Consider the following 19,087-nt stretch of genomic DNA (forward strand, 5'->3'; position numbering starts at 1 on the left):
CGGCTAGGTCCGGCCCGGGAACCGGTAGCGCAACTCCACGATGCCCCGCCCCAGGGTGCGCGATGAGCTCAACTCAAGCGGCGGCGTCGGACCTGTCATGGGCAGCAACGGCTTGCCGCTGCCCAGCACCACCGGAATGACCGAGACAATCAGTTCATCCAGCAGCCCGGCGTCGGCGAACTGCGCGGCGAGGTCGCCCCCGCCGACTACCCAGACGTTTCGGCCGCCGGCCTGGTCCTTGAGGTCGTCCGCGAACTCGCGGACGTCTCCGCGGGCGAACGATACGTTGGCGCCCTTTGGGGCGGAGTGTTCGTGGTGGGTGAAAACCCAGCAGGGCGTGTCCGGATAGGGCCACGTGGCTGGTTCGTGTTCCCGCAGCCCGGCGTAGGTCCCGCCGCCCATGGCGATGGAGCCGACGTCGGCCATGAACGCGTCGTAGCTGTCCTGTCCACCGTCAAATCCGTCGAACTGGAGCAGCCAGTCCAGGTTGTCCCCGACAGTGGCGATGAACCCGTCGAGTGAGGATGCCACGAAGTACTGGAAGCTCGCCATGGCCCCAGCCTAGCCACTGCGGTGGCAGGTGTCCCATCCCCGTGACGCAGCGGCTGCACGGCCGCAGGGACGTCCTATTTGTGGAAGTAAGGAATGATCAGGTAGAGCCCGAAGAGAATGGCGGCGCCGCACAAAGCGAAGCACGTGTAAGCGAGCGGTCGGGTCCAGGCCGCCGGGGTGGTCCGGGTGTCCCCCGCGATGGCCGTGAGCCGGACGCCGAGGGAGTAGAGAACTACTACGGTTACAGCGGACACAAGCGTGGCACTCGCCACGCTGAACAGTTCCAGCCATTTCATCGCTGGGCACCGCCGTTCTTGATCGACTTGGTGGCGGACTTTTTCTTGCGGAACTGCACGGCCTGGCCGACTTCCTCGATCTCGACGGCGTTGTTGCTGCCCACAGGCGACTTCCGTGAGCGCACAAACATATAGGCCACTGCGGCGGTGCCGGCAGTCGCCGCGATGATCACGCCTACGACCCCGGTCTGCACGAGCAGAGCCGTCAGCGCGCCCATGATTCCAGCGGCCGGCAGCGTGAACAGCCAGCCGATCGCAATCCGGCCGGCGGTTCCCCACCGCACCGTAGTGCCGCGGCGTCCCATGCCCGAGCCCACGACCGAGCCGGAGGCCACCTGCGTGGTGGACAGGGCGAAGCCGAGGTGCGACGAGGCCAGGATGGCTGTGGCGGTGCTGGTCTCGGCGGCAAAGCCTTGGGCGGGCTTCACTTCGGTGAGTCCCGAGCCCATGGTGCGGATGATCCGCCACCCGCCGGAATACGTGCCGATCGCGATGGCGAAGGCACAGGCGGTGATAACCCACCACTCGGGACCGGAGCCGGCAGGCTGGAGGCCGGCGGAGATCAGGACCAGGGTGATGATGCCCATCGTCTTCTGGGCGTCGTTGGTGCCGTGGGCCAACGCCACGAGGCTGGACGTGAAGACTTGACCGGTCCGGAATCCGCCGCGCTTCTGCGTGAGCTTGTCCCCGGTTTCGGGGTCATGGCGGGCGGTCAAGGCGTACGCCAGCCGCGTGCACAAGTAGGCTACGCCGCCCGCGATGATCGGGGCGAACACCGCGGGAAGAATGATCTTTTGGAGGATTGACTCGAAGTTGATCGCGTGGATGCCGATACCTGCAATCGCGGCCCCAATCAGGCCGCCGAAGAGGGCGTGGGAGGAACTGGACGGCAGGCCCTTGAGCCAAGTGATCATGTTCCAGAGGATGGCGCCCATCAGCCCGGCGAAGATGATGTCCGGGGTGATCTGGACCCCGCCCGAGCCTTCCTTGATGATGCCGCCCGAGACGGTCTTGGCGACTTCCGTGGAGAGGAACGCTCCCACGAGGTTCAGCACCGCCGCGAGGGCAACTGCTGTTTTCGGTTTGATGGCGCCGGTCGCGATGGGGGTAGCCATGGCGTTCGCGGTGTCATGAAATCCATTGGTGAAGTCGAAGAACAGCGCCAGCGATATCACTAGCGCCACCATTACGGTGATTTCCACCTGTTGCCCAATCTGAAGTGTTCACGGTCGGCAGTTCCACATCCCCGTTGCTGCATGGCCACGGGGTTCATGTCTGGATGAACTCGCCGGGCCACTAAAGCAGCTTTGAAACCTTATCGATGGTACGTGGGAAAAACGGCAGGGCAAAACATGCCAGAAGACCCTAAATTCCGCCCCGGTGCTGTACGTGGCATTCATGGTGGCGGTGCGATGCTTGTCACAGCGAAACGGGGCGCCCCGCGCAGCCCGCGGCGCCTCCCTAAACTGTCCGGTTTATGCTGTCCGACCTAACCGGTCCGGCGGGCCTCCGGCGCCGGGCCGGCGTCGAGCATGGAAGCGATCTTGTCCTCGAGCGCCGCGAGGGTGGCCTCCGGCAGCACGATGAGCCCGTCCAGTTCCCGGCGGGCGCGCCGGTAGGCCGTCTGGCGCTCGGCGGGGGTTGCCGCGGCGTCCGACGCGATCCTCAGGAGCTTCCGGGCCGTCTCCAGGCGCTGCCGTTCCGGCCCGGTGAACTTGCTGTCCCTGATCCGCTTCGCTTCGCGTTCGGCGACGTCGAAGGCGAGTTCAAAGCCGGTCACGGCCGCCCTGTATTCCGCGAGCCGTGCGGCCGTCCTGACATCCCCGGGGGCGGCCGGCCGCAAGCCGTCGGCTTCACGCTTTGCTCGCAGGAACGCCACTGTGAGGGGTTCCCGGACGTCGGTCATGACCGGATAGTCGATCAGCTTTCCGATATCGAGTTCGTAGTCCAGCCAGCGTTTGTTGACGGTGTCGTGGGCCTTCATGAGGCCCAGCACCTCGGTTTGGCTGGCCTGCTCGGCCTGCGCGGCCTGGTTCTTGAGCGTGTAGAGCTCCACCCGACGGCGGTGCCGGCGTTCAGCGGCTTTGGACCAGGTCCGCGCCCACCCGCCGATCAGTCCGCTCATCGGAAAGACGAGCCACCAAAAGTGAGTGACGAAATTGAAGAAGGGGTCCACTGCATCATCCTCCCATCCGATGGCGGCCGCGGAAAGCCCCTCCCGTCAGGGGTTTTCCGGCGGCCCGTGGCCGGCCCAGACCCAGTCCCGGCACCGGCGGGAACCACGCTTCCGAGCCGCATCAGTCTCCGTGCCTGACCCTGTGCACATGGGTGACGAGCGTGGGACACGGCACGCCCAGCAGTACGGCGTGCGCCGTGGAGCCGAGCACAGTCCGGGAGAATCCGCTGCGTCCACGGCTTCCAATCACCAGCAGCCTGGCACCGTCGGCGATATTGACCAGGGCCTTGGCGGGTTCGATGTTGGTTTCCAGGCGCTGATGAACTGTCAGGTCCGGGTACTGCCCGCCGAGTCCGGCCGCCGACTCGGCGAGCACGATCCGGTTCTCCTCGACCATTCTCTCGGCGAGGTCGCTGGACGGCGACTGTATCTCCACCCACCGCGCCGTGCTCTTGAATACGAGGACCACGGTGAGCTCGTCCCCGCCCAGGTCTGCCTCCGCGGCCGCGAACGCGACAGCCTGCAGCGATTCCTCGGAGCCGGCCACACCGACTACGACGCCCCGATCCGCCGTTGCGAGGTTCGCCGGGATGACAGCTACGGGGCACTCGGAGGCGGCGACAACCTGCAGGGCGCGGTCGGTCAGGGGCCCGGCGTTCGGCCAGCGTTTGCCATGCGCGCCGACCACCACGAGGGCTGCCTGGGTGGACGCGTCCCGCAGCACCGAGCCTCCGCTGCCATGACGTAGGTCAATGTCCACGTCGACGTCCGGGGCCTGCCTGCGGGCGCTCGCCTGCGCTTTCTGCAGCAGGTCCATCCCTGATTCGCGGATGATCTCGTGGTACTGGAACTCCGGGGACATCCAGCGGTCGTCCACTGCATGGACGATCAGGACGGGAGCTTTGTCCCGGGCCGCCCGTCCAAGGGCCCAGGTCAGTGCGGCCTCGCTGCCCGCGGACCCGTTGATCCCGACGACGATTGGCTTGCCCATTATGGTTCCGCCTTCGTTGAATCCGAGCCGGGCTAGAATCCCGTGGGCTCCGTCTCGAACTCCGGTTCCCGGGGCGGCCCCTCATGGTGCACCGGCCGCAGGGCAGCCGTGTTTTCGAGCCAGATGAGGGCGTCGTATCGCTCCCCCATCCGGGTCGGAACGTAGTTTCCGGCCTCCCTTTCGGGGTGGTATACGACGCCGATCGCCCGGTGCCCGAGCCGCGTGGACAACCAGGGGCCGGTCCTGTCGTCGCCGAACTCCAGGACGGCCGGCGCCCCGAGGGCCTGGTGCAGGAAGTCTTCGTGGCTGCCCGGACGCGCCTCGGGCACCGTGACGATACGTTCGGGGCGGCCCCACCCGTCGGCGGCGGTCACGGAACCGTGGTGGGCTGCGAACCCGACAAGCAGCACCCCCTCGCCCGCATGGCGGTCGCGCAGCAGCTGACCGACATTCACCAGGCCGTCCTGCGCCATGTCTGTGCCGCGGGCGTCCCCGATATGCGTGTTGTGCTCCCAGACCAGCCCTTTGGACGCCGGCCCCAGGTGCCGGCTGACCCTGTCGATGGTGTCCGCCATGTGATGGTCCCGGACATTCCAGGACTGCCGGTCGCCGCGGACCATGACGCGGTAGTAATGCTCAGCGTTCGCCGCGACCTCAGCGTTCTGGACGGCGTCGAAGGCGTCCTCATCGTGCGGTCCCGGGCTGGAGGCCCGGGCCCTGACCTCAGTCAGGAGGGCCACGACGTCGGGCTCGCAGGACTGCGGCACCAGCCGCGTGTTCCACGCGTACTCGTGCGGGTCCTCGTGATGGGGCAGGAAGCACTGCCAGGCGCGCTTGGCCGCCGGCACCGCATCGGGAACGTTGCCCTCCAGCCAGCCGATGATCTCGCGCAATGAATCCCAGAGCGAGTAGACGTCCAGTCCGTAGAAGCCGACCCTCTTGTCCTGGGGCCGGCCTGCGTTCCAGCCGCGCAGCCAGTCCAGGAACGCCGCGACTTCCTCGTTGGCCCACATCCAGGTCGGCCAGCGTTCGAAGCCGGCCAGCAGCGCATGGACTCCCTGGTCCTTCCCCGCCAGGCCGCGGACCCACTGGTTGATGCGCCAGCAGTCGGGCCAGTCCCCTTCGACTCCGATCCAGTTGTAGCCCTCCTCCTGGATGAGCCGCCGGCTGAGGGTGTCGCGCCAGGTGTAGAACTCGTGGGTCCCGTGGGACGCTTCGCCGACGGCGACAAAACGGCAGTCGGCGGCGCTCCGCACGATCCCGCTGAGGTCTCGATGGGTTTTCAGCGGCCGGGCGAGATCGTGGATCTGTTTCAGCACGGAGGTCCGGGTAACGGCGTCGGGGTTCATTGCGGATCCCCGATGTGGTGGTGCTTCATGGCGCTCCCGTGGGCCTTTAATATGTGTGGACCACTGCAGCTTCCGCCCGGGCCTGCCGGGCGCCAAGGGCCAAAAGTCACCTCCGGATGTACCCGGACACACGCGTGGCCGGCCGGTAGCGTTCCCCTTGCTCCGGCCGGCCACTGGTGCAGTCAGTGCCGGTCTCCTTGGTACCGGTTTCCTTAGTGCGAGTGGGTCCCGCTGTCATCCGCCGTCGCCTCAGGCTCCGGTGCCGGTTCCGGCTCGAGGGACATGTCCACTCCCTCGCCCGTGGCCGAACGGGGAGCCAGCTTTACGGCCGCGGACTCGACGCCGGCGGCGCGGGCCATGCCGTTGCGCACGGATTCCACCAGCGCGTCGCTGAGCAGTGGCCCCGTGTAGCTGACCGTCAGGGCTCCCTTCTCCAGGACCGTGCCGTAGTTGCCGAGCGCATCCGAGAGGATGCCTTCCTCGGCGATGGAACCGGCCACGGCTGCCGGATCGGCGGCGGCGACGGTGAACTGGAGATCGTGGACCAGGACCGAGGAAACGTGGACGTGCTCCACACCGGGGTACGTGCCCTCAGCGCCGAAGGCGAGTTCAGCCAGCTTCTCCGCGTCCTCAGCGGTACTTCCGGCCGGAAGCATCACGATCAGCTCCGGTGCCACATGCTCGAGGATCGCCGGCTCGAGGACGTCCGGTGGGATGTCGGACAGGACGATGCCGCTGGTGGCCGCCGTCTGCTCGAGCCGTGCGCGGGGTGCGCCCGGCTGTGCTCCCTCGGTGGGGTGGACGGCGATGACCGCGCGGCGCCGCACCATCAGCCCGTCATTGCTCACGGTCGGACGGCCGTTGCCGACGTCTGTCCCGGTTTCCAGCGAGACGGGCGCGGCGCTCGCCGCAGCCCCGGCTGTCGGCGAGGCAGGTGCCGGTGACGGCGTTCCGCCGGTGCAGGCGCTCAGCGCCAGCACCAGCAGGGCCGCCGCGCCCAGTTGTCCCAGGCGGCGCACGTCAGGTCCCCGCCGGGAATCCAGGCCGGTAGACCGGCGGGAACGCGTCGGGCGCTTCGGGGTCCAGGACCGGCGGATCCGTGGTGATGGGGTCGTTGGTCCGCAGATCGCCCACGGAGAACTGCACCATCATGTCGTGGTCCTCGTGGACCAGGTTGTGGCAGTGGATCATGTAGCGGCCGCCTCCGCCGAAACCCGTGTCGAATTGCATGAGCGCCGTAATGGACTCGTTCTCGCCGGCGTAGAAGACGTCCTTGGGGCCCTGTTCCCAAGCGAACGGCTTGCCGCCGTTGGTGTTCCGGGCGATGATCTTGGCGTCAATGAGGTGGATGTGCACAGGATGGAACCAGCCGCCGGAGGCGTTGACGATGGTCCACTGCTCGACGTCGAATGGCTGGGGGTTGCCGAACAGCTTGGTGAACCCGGACTTCTCCACATCTGCCCAGGTGACACCGTTGACGGTCCATTGTCCGTGATCGCGGAAGAATCTCAGCTCTCGTTTCGCCTTGGCCATCGCAGGTGTCAGGCTCATGGTGGGGATGCCGCCGCTGGGCGCGTTGACGGAGCCGCCGTCCTCCAGCGTGACCGGAATGCTCGAAATGGAGCCTGCCCCGGATCCGGAGTCGGCCACCACCTGGAAGCGCATGATCTTGTTGGTGTTGGCGAAATCGATGTTGTTCTTGTTGCTGAGGTTGCGCAGCTCGATCAGCTGCCCGGTCCGGTATTTGCGGAAGTCGATCAGCACCTCGTAGCGTTCCGCCGTGCCCTGCCGCCAGGATTTCACGGCCTGCACTTTGGGCGTCATGCCGGCGTCGGTTCCAACTATATAGACGGGGTCCCCCGTTGAGAGCGTGGGCCGGTAGGAGCGTGAGATGGACGCATCGAGCACCCGGAAGCGGTAGATCCGGGGCTTGACCTTCATGGTGGGCCACGGCACGCCGTTGACCATGATGATGTCACCCCACAGGCCTTTCACGTCGTTGTCGTTATAGGCGAGCGAGCCGTCGGCCTTGAACATGGCGTCCGAGATCATCAAGGGCACATCGAACTCGCCTTGCGGCAACTGCGCACGCTCGTGCTTGTCAGACAGCGGGTAGAAGGCCGCGAGCCCTGAATAGACGTTTTGTGCGGTGATGTGGTGCTTGTGGTCGTGGTACCAGAGCGTCCGGGCCGCCTGAAAGTTGGGGTAGTGGTAGTTCTTGAAGTTCCCGGGGATGGTGATGTCGTTGGCGTAGCCGTCGTATTGTGGCAGCGACGCGGAGCCGTGCAGATGGGTGACTGTGTCAAAGCGGGCGGGCTGCACGAGCCCGGCGGCGGGCAGGTCGTTGCGGATCCGCACCTCAATCCGGGTGCCCTGGTTGGCCCGGATGGTCGGGCCGGGGAAGATGCCGTTGTAGCCCGCAACGGTGGTATTCAGGCCGGGAACGAACTGGGCCTGTCCGAGTTTCTGGGTGAGGGCGTACCGGGCGAACGGGCGGGCCGGGTCGCCGCCGTCGAAGCCTGTCTGAAAGGGGACGAGCTCCGGCGGCCGGCGAAAGACGCCCGCATAGGGAACAGGCATGTTCGCAGGTGCAAGCTGGCTGGCGGTAATGAGCGGTGTGCTCGGCCCAGTGGTGGGAACGCCGTCGTCGCCGCCTTTGAATCCGGCCAGTCCGAGGGCGCCGACGGCGCCCAGTTTGAAGATTTCACGTCGTGTAGTCATGGCCCCTCCAAGTGGGCAATAGTGCTGAATGCAGTGTCGAAAAGTGATTTTCGAGGAATTGAGGAAGCCGGCTGACGGGCCGTTGCGGGCCCGCCAGCCGGCGATCTCTTGCTGCTTGTTACAGTCCCGCGCCCGTGGTGAACGTCCAGACAACGGATGTCAGCGGGTTACCCGCCAGGTCGCGGACTCCAGTGGTGCCACCGGTGACGGTGACCCGGTACTGGGTGTTCGCGAGGAGGCTGGCTCCGGGGTTGATCGTCAGCACCCTTGTGGTGGTGTTGAACGTGACCGCCGAGGGGACCTGGGCTCCGGTGGAGACCCGCTCAATCCGGACCTTGCCGGCAACCGCGAAGCCGGTGATGGCCTCGCTGAACGTGGCCGTCACGTTGCTGTTGCGCAGCACCCCGGTGGCTCCCGCGACGGGAGTCGTGGCGGTGATGGTCGGGTTGGGGCCTGTGGTGAACGACCACGTGCTCGTCACCATCGTGTTGCCCGCGAGGTCACGGACCCCCGAGAGGGTCGCCGTGTACACGCGGTCCGCCGTCAGTGTCGGCGTGGGGTTGAGTGTCGCCACCCGCGTCAGCGGGTTGTAGCTGACGACGGCGGGAACCAACGCGGTGCCCAGCCGGAGCTGGAAGTTGGTACCCGTCACCCCCGTGACCGCTTCGCTCAGCGTTGCCGTCACGTTCGTGCCCTGGCTGACAGACACGGCGCCCACTGCGGGAGCACGCGCAGTCACGGTGGGAGCCACGAACTCGGTCCGTGGTGTCACCGCTGCCGTGCGGCCCGAGAACCCGCTCGTGCCCACTGCGTTGATGGCGGCCACGTCGAACGTGTACGCCGTCCCGTTGGTGAGGCCCGTGACGACGACGGTTCCGACATTGCCGGTGACCGCCTGGGTGCGGGCCAGGACAGTTCCGGCGAAGGCCCTCACTGTGTAGCCCGTGATGGGGGATCCGCCGTTGTTGGCCGGTGCCGTCCAGGTCAGGGTTGCCGAAGCGTTCCCGGCCGTGGCCGTCCCGATGGTCGGTGCTCCCGGTGCGGTCGCCGTCGTCGGGCTCACCGTGTTGGAGAGTGCCGAGAACGGGCTGTCACCGAGGGCGTTGCTGGCCAGCACCTGGAACCTGTACTGGGATCCGTTCGCCAGGCCGGTCACTACCAGGCTGGTGGCGCCTGCCGGGGCGGAGCGCAGGGCGCCGACCTGGACGCCGGCCGGGTTGGTGGTCACGTCGAGCACCTTCACGGAGAAGGTGTCGGCGACGCCGACCGTCGGAGCCGTCCAGCGCACCGTGGCCTGCCCGGCGCCGGCGGTTGCCGTGCCGATGACCGGGGCGTTAGGCAGAACGGTGTCGGAGAACTGCAGGAACTCGATGTTGCGGATCGTGTCCGTCCCGTCGATGCCTACGTTGTCCACCACCGTGGTGGTGGAGCCTGCCGAGCCGATCGTGCCGTCGCCACCGGTGGTGGTGACGGTGTAGTTGGCCCGCGGGCCGGAGAAGATCGCGACGTCCCGGTTGCCCGCAGTTTCGAGGGCGGTGGGGGTCACGATTTCGCGGACAGCCACCAGGTTCCCGGGGTTGACGACGCCGGCCGCTACTGCAGCCGCCAGGGTCAGCGGGTTGCCGGTCTGGTACTGGTGCTCCATGAGGTCGGTGGTGCCGATCTCCACACCTGCGTCGTCCCGCACACTGATGCGGATCTTCAGGTACCGGTCGCCGTCGATGACGTCGTTGCCGCCGCGGCCCTCGATCTTGTCGCTGCCGAGGCCGCCGATGAGGATGTTGCCGTCGCCCCAGACCGGACCGGTCAGGGGGCAGACGCCCATCGGTGAGAGTGCTTCGACGGGTGCGAGCGGGGTGGTCGGTGCCGGCAGGATGGCCTGCAGGCCGGCGATCCGGTTGATGCCCGTCTGGTCGAGGACGTCGCAGCCACTGAAGCCTGCACCACCTACGGTGCTGGGCACTGCGTCGTCGCCACGGATGACGTCGTCGAACTTGGAACCGGAGTTGGCTTCTACTTCCTGCCAGCGGTCGCGGTTGACAACGACAGGCAGCGGAAGGCCAATGAGGTTGTTGTTGATCTTCATGTCATCATCGGCTGCCACAGTGTCGTACTGGTGCGTGGCCCAGTCGAACCCGGCCGCACCGGCGAACCGGTCGATGGCGGCATTGCTGGTCATGATGTCGTCGCCACCTTCGGCGTCGTAGTCGTTCTCGCCCACCTGACCGACGAAGATATCGTTGCCGGGCTTCGTCTGGGCCGGGTCGTCGAAGAACGGGGCGCCGTGGTCGCCGATCAGCAGGTCCTGGCCGGAACCACCCTGGATCCAGTCGTCACCGCCGTCGCCGAAGACCGCATCGGCACCGTCACCTGCCTGCACGAAGTCGTTGCCGGGACCCGCGAAGGTTTCGTTGTCGTTTGCGCCACCATTAGTGAAGTCCTGGCCGTCACCGCCCATCAGGATGTCATCGCCGATACCGGAGTTGAGGTAATCGTTGCCCGGGCCGCCCTTGAGGACGTCGGCTCCGGATGAATCGGTGATCCTGTCGTTGCCGTCACCGCCGAGGGCGATGTCGTCGCCGCCGTTGCCTTCAATGACGTCGTTGCCCTCGTTGCCGAGGAACGTGTCGTTGTCGTTGCCGCCGGTGACGCGGTCAGCATTGGCCGTGCCGTTGTACACGGACTGGCCGTTGATGCCGCTGGGATCGACTACGTTCTTCTCCTTGTACTGGATGGTGCCGTCAGGCTTGCGCAGGAGCAGCAGATCCTCGCGGCATTCGGACTTGGGGTCGTCCACGACCGTGGCCCCGGATGCGGCGTAGCCTGCCGGGGTGCCGGCCAGGTTGCCGAGCTCGAACTTGCAGTCGGCAGTGCCGAAGGCGTCCGCCTTGAGCGAGTGCGCGTTGGTGTTGCGCATGATCATCTCGGCAAAGGAGTTGCTCTCCAGCTGTGAGCGCAGGTTCATGCCCGGAGTACGCGCCAGGTAGTACAGGCGGTCGCCGTTCTGCAGGTCGGTCAGCTGGTTCTCGAACACGTAGTTGAACGTGCTGCCCAGGAGGCCGCCGAAGAGGTTGGTCTTCTCCGCCAAGCCGCCGACCCAGAGGTCGACCTTGTTCAGGCCGGTCTCCTGTGTCGCCCACGGTCCGGCACTGTTCATGAAGTCCGTCATGTCAGCCGTGGGAGGGGTCGCAAGGGTGCCCGGATCAACGATTGCCTTGGCCGCTGCCCGCTTGCCCGCCAGCGTGGTTTCGCTGATGATGGTCGGGTAGGTGCCGTAGGCAGCTACAAAGTTGATCAGCGATTCCGGGTGCTTCAGGTTCTGCCCGAAGTCTGCCCAGCTCGTGTACGGTGCCAGCTGCGCGTCACCCGTGGCGCCGTTGATCTGGCGCCGCAGCTCATTGAGCGGCGGTACGCCTTCGGAGCGTGCACGGGTCATGTTGATCGTTGGCAGGTCCAGGGGAAGACCCAGCAGGTTGTTGCGCAGGGTTCCCGTCACGAATTCGTCCAGTTCGTTGCCGACCTGGTCGCTCATGCCCATGACCAGGCTGCCGGCGGCCTCTTCCGAGGTCAGGGGCCCCGCCGATCCGCCGTTGGTGTACTCGGGCGGGTTCAGGAAGCCGTTCAGCAGGGAGATCGAGTTGTCACTGCCGTCCGCGTTGGTCCGGGAAATCGTCTCGGTCAGCATGGAGTGGCCGAACCGGTAGACCGCGTGGGCGAATTCGGCCCGCACCGCGGCGTTGATATCCGAGTGGTAGACGTGGAAGGGCTGGACCGCCGGCTGGATCTTGCGGGCGAACTCCTCGAACACGAGGTGCTGGTATTCCATTTCCGTGACGAACCGGGCCGCCTGGAACAAACGCTCACCGTTCCAGCCGTTGGCACCCGCGGCCAGCTTCCACTCGGCCAGCGCGGCGACGCCCTTGGTCGACGTGTCATTGGTGAGGGTGTTCTCGATATCCGCCACGAGGCGGTCGTGCTCGGAGTGGAAAATCTGGTGAATGGTGGTCAGGCCGATGTTCTCGTTGACGCGACCATCACCGGCACAGAAGTGCGCGTTCAGCATCTCGTCGTCGTAGGTCCCGGCCGGCTGGTTCGCAAAGTCTGCCGAGGCCGTGGTGTCGGCGTCCGGGACGGGCGCGACGGGCGGCGTGGCAGGGTTGTGGTCCGTGTCCTGCGGCGAGGGATCGGCGTTGTGCGCGATGTCGGTCAGGAACGGGGTGTCGAAGTAGCGGACATTCGCCGGCACCGGAACGGGGTTTGCCGTGTCGCCCTCGACCAAGCCGGTCAGGGTGACGTACTGCGGCAGGCCGCGGGCGGGTCCGGGGATGAACTTGCCGTAAGGGTCCGCGGCGATCATCGGGATGTTGGTGACGTCCTTGTCCTGGAGCTTGAGGCCCAGGAAGATCGCGGCCTGGGACTTCACGTCAGCCCACGTGGCCATGCCTCCGGCGGTGGGGCCGGCGACGCCGCCGAGGAGCTTGCCGGTTGAAACCGGCTTGCCGTCGGTGTTGTTGATGTACTCCCGCAGGAACACCTGGTGGGAGGGGTGGGACGTGTAGGTCTGGGACTGGTCAACGTAGGGCGAGTCCGTGTTGGTAGCTTCCTGAACGTCATCGGCAGTCCCGAGGATGTTGTCCGGGCCCGGCTGGTTCTGGCCGCGGGTGAGCACCATGAAGGCGTTGGGGCTGTTGGGTGCCACTTCGTCGCCCGTGTTGGGCTTGCCGTCGGGGCCCACAGTGATCAGCGGGTCGTCGGCCTTGAGCGGAACGAACACTGTTCCGCCGCCCTTGACCGTCTGGTCAACGCCGTGGTCGAAGAACTGCCCGAACAGGGTGAACAGCGAGTTGTACGGTGGGGAGAGGCCGACGTCGGTGGTGACGTTGGGGATGAACAGCGTCTTTCCGGTGGGGACGCAGCCGGCCGGCACAGCCTCGACCGGCGGAGTCGCCAAGGGGTCAGGATCGGTGGTGCAGGGGACGAGCCCCGGATTGCCCTGGGTCCGGACCGGGAACCCTGCAGCGGCGATGGCGGCGGGATTAGTGGCCGTCTGATCCACGATCAGGTTGCTGATTTCACGTGGCTGGGCGTCGAACACGTTGCCCGACTTTTGTGCGTAGGAGGTGGAGCCTCCACCAAATGCTGCCGGAGCAGCATCCGCGGCGTTGAACTGCGGCGTCGTGTGACGCGGGAAAACCTGATCGGCGGCCCCGAATGTTTCGCGGCCCTTGATCAGGTTGTTGCAGGAGCCGTCAACTGTGCGGAGGCCGTACGAGGTGAGGGCGTCGGGAATCTGGTTGGGGCCGGGTCCGACCAGGGCCCCACACGGGCCGGTGGCCGACGTCGTATTGGCGACGTGCGCCTCGGCTATCTTGATCTGCTTGAGGATGAAGGCCAGGTCGGATGGGGTGACCGTGAAGCCTGCGCCGACGGGTGCCGGCGCGGCACTGGCGCCAAGCGCCGTTGTGGTGAGTCCGATGAAACTGAGCAAGGTCATTGCTGTCCCTGCTGCGACTGCGCGGGTTGGTCGGCTAAAGCGTCTTTGACCGCCGACCTTCCTGCATGCGAACAAATTCATTGCACACCTGCCTCTTAGAGTGAGTGATGGTGCAAGAGTGCTGGGTGATTCCTTGGGGAAAACTGGAACGGATGAGTAACTTGCGATCCGGACCGCAGTCCGGCGATTTTCGGGACTGCCAGCCACCGGGATCAGGGGTCTTAAGTACGCGTGTTGGCGTATTGGGGTACTCGCCCGGACAGCGACGGCGGCAGCGCAGCTACGCGGGAACTACTGCGCGGTGGGTCTGTGGGCGGATTACAGACGGGTAACGGCTACCCCTCGAGGACCCGAATATTTGGCCGCTGCTACCTGCGGCTGTTCTTCAGCAGGTTCTCAGCTTGCCCCAAGGCGGGGCCTGTATAAGGGCGTATCCGACGGTGGCGGGCCGTGCAAAGGCGCGGCTCCGGGCCGGTTGCTTGCGGCGCTCCGATCAAGCTGATAGGCCTGACAGTAAGCTGCAGAGTGGCAGATCAGCGCGCCGTCCAAACCCGACGGTAGTTGCAGAAGGGAAGTTCACGTGACTCGCAAGACCCCTCAGATCGAGGAACCGTCCGAGAAAGAACTGGTTGTCGGGGACGGGCCGAAGAGCTGGGCCGCCGGTGTCCCGGGCGTGTACCACTCCATGAAGCCGGCCATCGAGCAGATGGGGCTGAACCGGACCCGCAAAACCGTCATGGCCATGAATCAGAAGGACGGCTTCGACTGCCCGAGCTGCGCGTGGCCGGATCCGCACCACCGCAAGGCCTTCGAATTCTGCGAGAACGGGGCCAAGGCCGTGACCTGGGAGGCCACGCCGGTGGTGGTCCCCGAGAGTTTCTGGGCCGAGAATTCCGTCAGCGAGCTGCGGAGCCGGTCCGAGTACTGGCTTGGCATGCAGGGCCGGCTGACGGAACCGGTTTACAAGCCCGCCGGCGAGGACCACTACAGGGCGGTCAGCTGGGACGAAGCGCTCCGGCTCGTGGCCGACAAACTCAAGGGGCTGGACTCCCCCGACCAGGCGGCGTTCTACACGAGCGGACGGACGTCGAACGAGGCGGCTTTCCTCTACCAACTGCTGGTCCGCGGCTACGGCACGAACAACCTGCCGGACTGCTCCAATATGTGCCACGAATCCTCAGGCTGGGCCATGGGCCAGACCATCGGCATCGGCAAGGCCACAGTCAGCTTTGACGACTACGCCGAAGCCGACCTGATCATCGTCATGGGCCAGAACCCGGGCACCAACCACCCCCGGATGATGACCGAACTCGAGGCGTGCAAAAACCGCGGCGGCGAGATCGTGGCCGTCAACCCCCTTCCCGAGGCCGGCCTGCGGCGCTATAAGAACCCGCAGGAGGTCAAGGGCGTGATCGGCCATGGCACCCAGATCGCGGACCAGTTCCTCCAGATCAGGATCGGAGGCGACATGGCGTTGCTGCAGGCAGTGTCCAAGCGCGTCCTCGACGCCGAGGCCAAGAACCCCGGAACGGTCCTGGACCACGCGTTCCTGGCCGAACACTGCGAGGGACTCGAGGAGCTCAAAGAGCACCTGGCCCGACTGGATGAGGGAACCGTGCTCGAGGCCACAGGTCTGCGCAGCGAGGACATCGACGAACTCGCTGCCCGGTACCTCAAGGCCGAGAAAGTCATCATCACCTGGGCCATGGGCATCACCCAGCAGAAGAAGGGTGTTGCCACGATCAAGGAGATCATCAACCTCCTCCTGCTGCGCGGCAATATCGGCAAGCGGGGCGCCGGCGCCTCCCCCATCCGCGGGCACAGTAACGTGCAGGGCGACCGCACCATGGGCATCTGGGAGCAGATGCCGCAATCCTTCATGGAGGCCCTCGGCAAGGAGTTCGACTTCGAGCCGCCGCGGGAACACGGCACGGACGCCGTCGAAACCATCAACAAGATGCGCACCGGCGAGATCAAGGTTTTCCTTGCCCTGGGCGGCAACCTGGTGGGAGCCATCTCGGACACGAATGCCGCCATGGCGGCCATGGACAACACAGAGATGTCGGTCCAGATCTCCACGAAACTGAACCGCTCGCACACCGTAACGGGCCGTGAGGCGCTGATCCTCCCCACGATGGGCCGGACCGAGATCGACATCCAGGAATCCGGACCCCAGTTCGTCTCCGTGGAAGATACAGTCTGCGCCGTGCACCCCTCCTGGGGCAGCGTTGAACCGGTGTCCCACCATCTGCTCTCAGAGCCGGCCATCGTCAGCCGGCTGGGCAAACTCCTGGTGGGCGACAAAATCAGGGCCGACTGGGACGGCTATGAGAAGAACTACGACCTGATCCGCGACCACATTTCGCGGGTCGTGGGCGGCTGCAAGGACTACAACCAGCGGATCCGGCAGGAAGGCGGGTTTGTCCTCGCGCACGGTCCCCGCGATTCCCGCACCTTCCCGACGCCCACGGGCAAGGCCGTGCTGACGGTCAACGACCTCGAACTTATCGACCGGCCGCAGGGCACCCTGATCCTGCAGAGCATGCGCTCCCACGACCAGTTCAACACCACCATCTACTCGCACAACGACCGCTACCGGGGTATCAAGAAAGGCCGCCATGTGGTGTTCGTGAACCCTGACGACATCGCCGAACTCGGCCTCGCCGACGGGCAGTTCGTGGACATCCGCGGCGTGTACGACGACGGCGAGGAACGCGTGGTGCGCAAGTTCCGTGTGGTGTCGTACCCGACGGCGCGCGGCTGCGCCGCCGCCTACTACCCCGAGGCCAACGTGCTGGTGCCGCTGAACCACACGGCCGAGGGCAGCAACACGCCGGTGTCGAAGGCGGTGATCGTCCGGTTCGAACCGAGCCTGGACCAGACACCAGAGGGCGCGGCGACAGCCTCGGCCGGGGCGGCCTCGCCCTAGCCGAATGTCCGCGCAGGCCGGGGCCGGGCGCAGCCGGGGCCAGGGGAACATGCCCCGCCCCGGCCACGGCCACTGGACATAACACCACCAGGCCCATCCCTGAGCCCCACCAATGAGCATGTCCGGTGGTGTGTGACCTGTCTCACTGTGCCCTCTTGGCCCAGCCTTCCTCGTCCGGGCCGCCGGACTCGCCGTGTTCGCAGAGTTCAATGACTTTGTTGGACGCGGCGTGGGCGGCTTCCTTGGAGCCGTGGCGGCCCTTGGTGGAGGCAGTTCCCGCCGCGTAGCCCACAATGAATGCGCTGATGGCATCCGCGTGGGGCCCCACAGCCTTGACGGACTCGTCCGCGACCTGGACGATCTTCTCGTGGTCGACGTCGAGGTCGAGGATCTGCAGGGCCTGGATGAGCCGGCTGCTCCAATGCCGCAGCGAACTGTCTTCGTCTCGGGACAACGTCATGGCTACTCCTTCTCACGGGGTTCGAACTCTCGGGGTGCGGATCGTCTGACCTTCAAGGGGTAGCATCCGCTCCGGCGTCGCGCAACGATAAACCGCCCCAGGCGCCTCAGCTCCAGAGCGCCACGTGGAACTTGGACCCGCGCCGTTCCAATCCCCGTGAACCGCCGGGAGCAACCATGGCCGCGGTGGCGTCCGCGGTGCCGGCAAACCTTTGCAGGGTCCGTGCTATGGTGGTGGCACGGCGGCGGTCCAGGGTACTGGCCCACCAGAGGCCGGAGATCGGCGTTCCGGCCACCGGGACACGGACCAGGGCGCCGCTGCGGATTTCGGCCCGGACTATATGGCCCAGCGCCAGCATGGTTCCCTCGCCCGCCCGGACGGCGGCGAGCGCCTCGGTTTCGCTGCTGAGCCGAATGATCTCCGGAGCTACTGCCTGGGAAGCCAGCCATCGGCCCTCCTCGCTCGCCGCCTGGATGCCTGCGGCACCAGCGAACCACGGCCTGCGTAGCAGTTCGGCGAGCGCCACGGGTCCGTGGAGCGATGCGAGGGGATGACTGGCCGACGCCACGACGATCCGCTGGTACCGCAGGAACGGAACGGAGTCGAGGCCGACGTCGCCGGTAACGTTGGGAAGCGAACCGTTGGGAAGGGCGCTGTTGGCGGCGGGCCGGGCGCCCAAAGCGATGTCATAGACGCGCTCCAGCAGCAGCGATGCAACATCCTCCGCCTCTTCCACCACCACATCGACGGAGGCGCCGGGAACTCGCCGGGTGAAGAGGTCCAGCAGGCGCCCGGCGGCGTGCTCGGCAAACGGCGCCGTCGCCACGATCTTCAGGCGCCCGGTCTCGGTCTGGGCGTGTGCCACCTCCCAGCGGGCCTGGTCCGCCAGCCCCACGATGTCCTGGGCATGTTCGGCGAGAGCCCGTCCGCCTGGGGTCAGCGCTATCCCGCCGTGGGCCCGCACAAAGAGCGGGTCTCCCAGATCCTGCCTGAGCGCGGCCAGGGCCGTCGAAACGGCCGGTTCGCTGACTCCGAGGTGGGCTGCGGCCGCGTGCAGAGAGCCCAGCTTGGCCACCAGGGCGAACGTCCGCAACTGTCCCAATGTCATCGCCACGGCTTCATAACCTTTCGCTTATCACGATATTGACAGTGTCGTCGGGCCGGGGCAAGACTGACCTCAATCCGGCGCCATGCAGCCGCACCATCACGCCGCCGGCCAATCGGAGTGAGGTAGGGACTATGCAGATTCCGGCTCCATTTGACTACGTACGCGCCACTACTGTGGACAACGCCTTGGAGCTCCTGGCCCGGTACGGCCCGGAATCCCGGGTGGTGGCCGGCGGCCACAGCCTCTTGCCGATGATGAAGCTGCGCCTGTCCCGGCCCGAGTGGCTGATCGACATCAATGACCTCTACGAGCTGGACTTCATCCTCCGGGACGGCAACAAGCTGCGCATCGGTGCCATGACCCGCCACACCACCTTGCTGGAATCAGACGAGGTCGCCGGCCTGTTCCCCATTGTGCGGGACGCCGAGCTGGTGATCGCCGACCCCGTGGTGCGCAACCGCGGCACCATTGGCGGCTCGCTCTGCCAGGCTGACCCCGCCGAAGACCTCTCCACCGTGTGTGATGTCCTGGGCGCCGAGGCCGTGATCCGCGGGCCACGCGGAGAGCGGATCCTGTCCATGGCCGAGTTCCACCGCGGACCGTACGAGACTGCTGTGGGGCAGGATGAGCTCCTGTGCGAACTCAGGTTCGGCATCCGACCCCGCACAGGCAGCGCCTATGAAAAGGTCGAGCGCCGGGTCGGGGACTGGGCAGTCGGGGCCGCCGGCGCCGCCGTCTCCCTCGCCGCGGACGGAACCATTGACGACGCCGCCGTCGGGCTGACGGCGCTGGGCCTCGACCACCCACTGGCCGAGGCCGCCGCCCTGCTCCGCGGCAAGCGTCCTGCCGAGGAGCTGTTCGCCGAGACCGGGAGGCTGGCCTCGGCGGCCTGCGACCCGGTAGCGGACCAGCGCGGCCCGGTCGACTACAAACGGCACCTCGCCGATGAGCTCACCCGAAGGGTGCTGCGGCGGGCCTGTGCCCGCGCCGCCCAGATGCAGGAAGGCTGAA

13 protein-coding genes are annotated in these 19,087 nt (G+C 66.4%); 2 read left to right on the plus strand and 11 right to left on the minus strand.

The genetic code is table 11. The features are described from left to right. Nucleotides 1–3 precede the first annotated feature (3 nt). From AC1DDO_RS00400 to AC1DDO_RS00440, 9 genes are all read right to left on the minus strand, one after another. Nucleotides 4–552 (minus strand): dihydrofolate reductase family protein, encoded by a 549-nt coding sequence (locus AC1DDO_RS00400; protein ID WP_476971165.1) that lies wholly within the window; start codon nucleotides 550–552, stop codon nucleotides 4–6. Between the two features lie 74 nt (nucleotides 553–626). Continuing rightward, nucleotides 627–848, minus strand: coding sequence for a hypothetical protein (locus AC1DDO_RS00405; protein WP_476971166.1), 222 nt, complete (start codon nucleotides 846–848; stop codon nucleotides 627–629). Beyond that, the gene (locus AC1DDO_RS00410) at nucleotides 845–2,050 is read right to left on the minus strand and encodes an inorganic phosphate transporter (RefSeq protein WP_441408558.1); all 1,206 of its coding nucleotides are present in this window, start codon (nucleotides 2,048–2,050) and stop codon (nucleotides 845–847) included. The genes AC1DDO_RS00405 and AC1DDO_RS00410 overlap by 4 nt, the downstream gene beginning before the upstream one ends. Before the next feature lie 287 nt (nucleotides 2,051–2,337). Further along, nucleotides 2,338–3,024 carry a hypothetical protein gene (locus AC1DDO_RS00415; RefSeq protein ID WP_476971167.1) on the minus strand — a complete coding sequence of 229 codons (687 nt, stop codon included), beginning with the start codon at nucleotides 3,022–3,024 and terminating at the stop codon, nucleotides 2,338–2,340. Between the two features lie 121 nt (nucleotides 3,025–3,145). After that, nucleotides 3,146–4,015, minus strand: a complete 870-nt coding sequence (locus AC1DDO_RS00420; RefSeq protein WP_476971168.1) for a universal stress protein — start codon at nucleotides 4,013–4,015, stop codon at nucleotides 3,146–3,148. A gap of 32 nt (nucleotides 4,016–4,047) precedes the next feature. Continuing rightward, nucleotides 4,048–5,364, minus strand: a complete 1,317-nt coding sequence (locus AC1DDO_RS00425) for an erythromycin esterase family protein (RefSeq protein ID WP_476971169.1) — start codon at nucleotides 5,362–5,364, stop codon at nucleotides 4,048–4,050. Between the two features lie 212 nt (nucleotides 5,365–5,576). Next, nucleotides 5,577–6,383, minus strand: a complete 807-nt coding sequence (locus AC1DDO_RS00430) for a hypothetical protein (protein ID WP_476971170.1) — start codon at nucleotides 6,381–6,383, stop codon at nucleotides 5,577–5,579. A gap of 1 nt (nucleotide 6,384) precedes the next feature. Next, entirely contained in the window at nucleotides 6,385–8,085 is a 1,701-nt protein-coding gene (locus tag AC1DDO_RS00435; RefSeq protein WP_476866261.1) for a multicopper oxidase family protein, read from the minus strand. Nucleotides 8,086–8,203: 118 nt separating this feature from the next. Further along, nucleotides 8,204–13,579, minus strand: coding sequence for a peroxidase family protein (locus AC1DDO_RS00440; RefSeq protein WP_476866262.1), 5,376 nt, complete (start codon nucleotides 13,577–13,579; stop codon nucleotides 8,204–8,206). A 580-nt stretch (nucleotides 13,580–14,159) separates the two neighbouring features. Here AC1DDO_RS00440 and AC1DDO_RS00445 point away from each other — a divergent pair. Beyond that, nucleotides 14,160–16,508, plus strand: a complete 2,349-nt coding sequence (locus AC1DDO_RS00445; RefSeq protein ID WP_476866263.1) for an FdhF/YdeP family oxidoreductase — start codon at nucleotides 14,160–14,162, stop codon at nucleotides 16,506–16,508. 142 nt (nucleotides 16,509–16,650) lie between these two features. Here the strand turns inward: AC1DDO_RS00445 and AC1DDO_RS00450 are convergent, their stop codons facing one another. Next, complete coding sequence (locus AC1DDO_RS00450) at nucleotides 16,651–16,968, minus strand: DUF6457 domain-containing protein (RefSeq protein WP_441408550.1); 318 nt, start codon at nucleotides 16,966–16,968, stop codon at nucleotides 16,651–16,653. Nucleotides 16,969–17,074: 106 nt separating this feature from the next. Further along, entirely contained in the window at nucleotides 17,075–18,076 is a 1,002-nt protein-coding gene (locus AC1DDO_RS00455) for a LysR family transcriptional regulator (protein WP_476971371.1), read from the minus strand. A gap of 131 nt (nucleotides 18,077–18,207) precedes the next feature. Between AC1DDO_RS00455 and AC1DDO_RS00460 the strand changes: the two genes are divergently transcribed. Then, nucleotides 18,208–19,086, plus strand: coding sequence for an FAD binding domain-containing protein (locus AC1DDO_RS00460; RefSeq protein WP_476971171.1), 879 nt, complete (start codon nucleotides 18,208–18,210; stop codon nucleotides 19,084–19,086). The last annotated feature ends 1 nt before the right edge of the window (nucleotide 19,087 follow it).

It is taken from the genome of Arthrobacter sp. 10N43 (genome assembly GCF_056394525.1).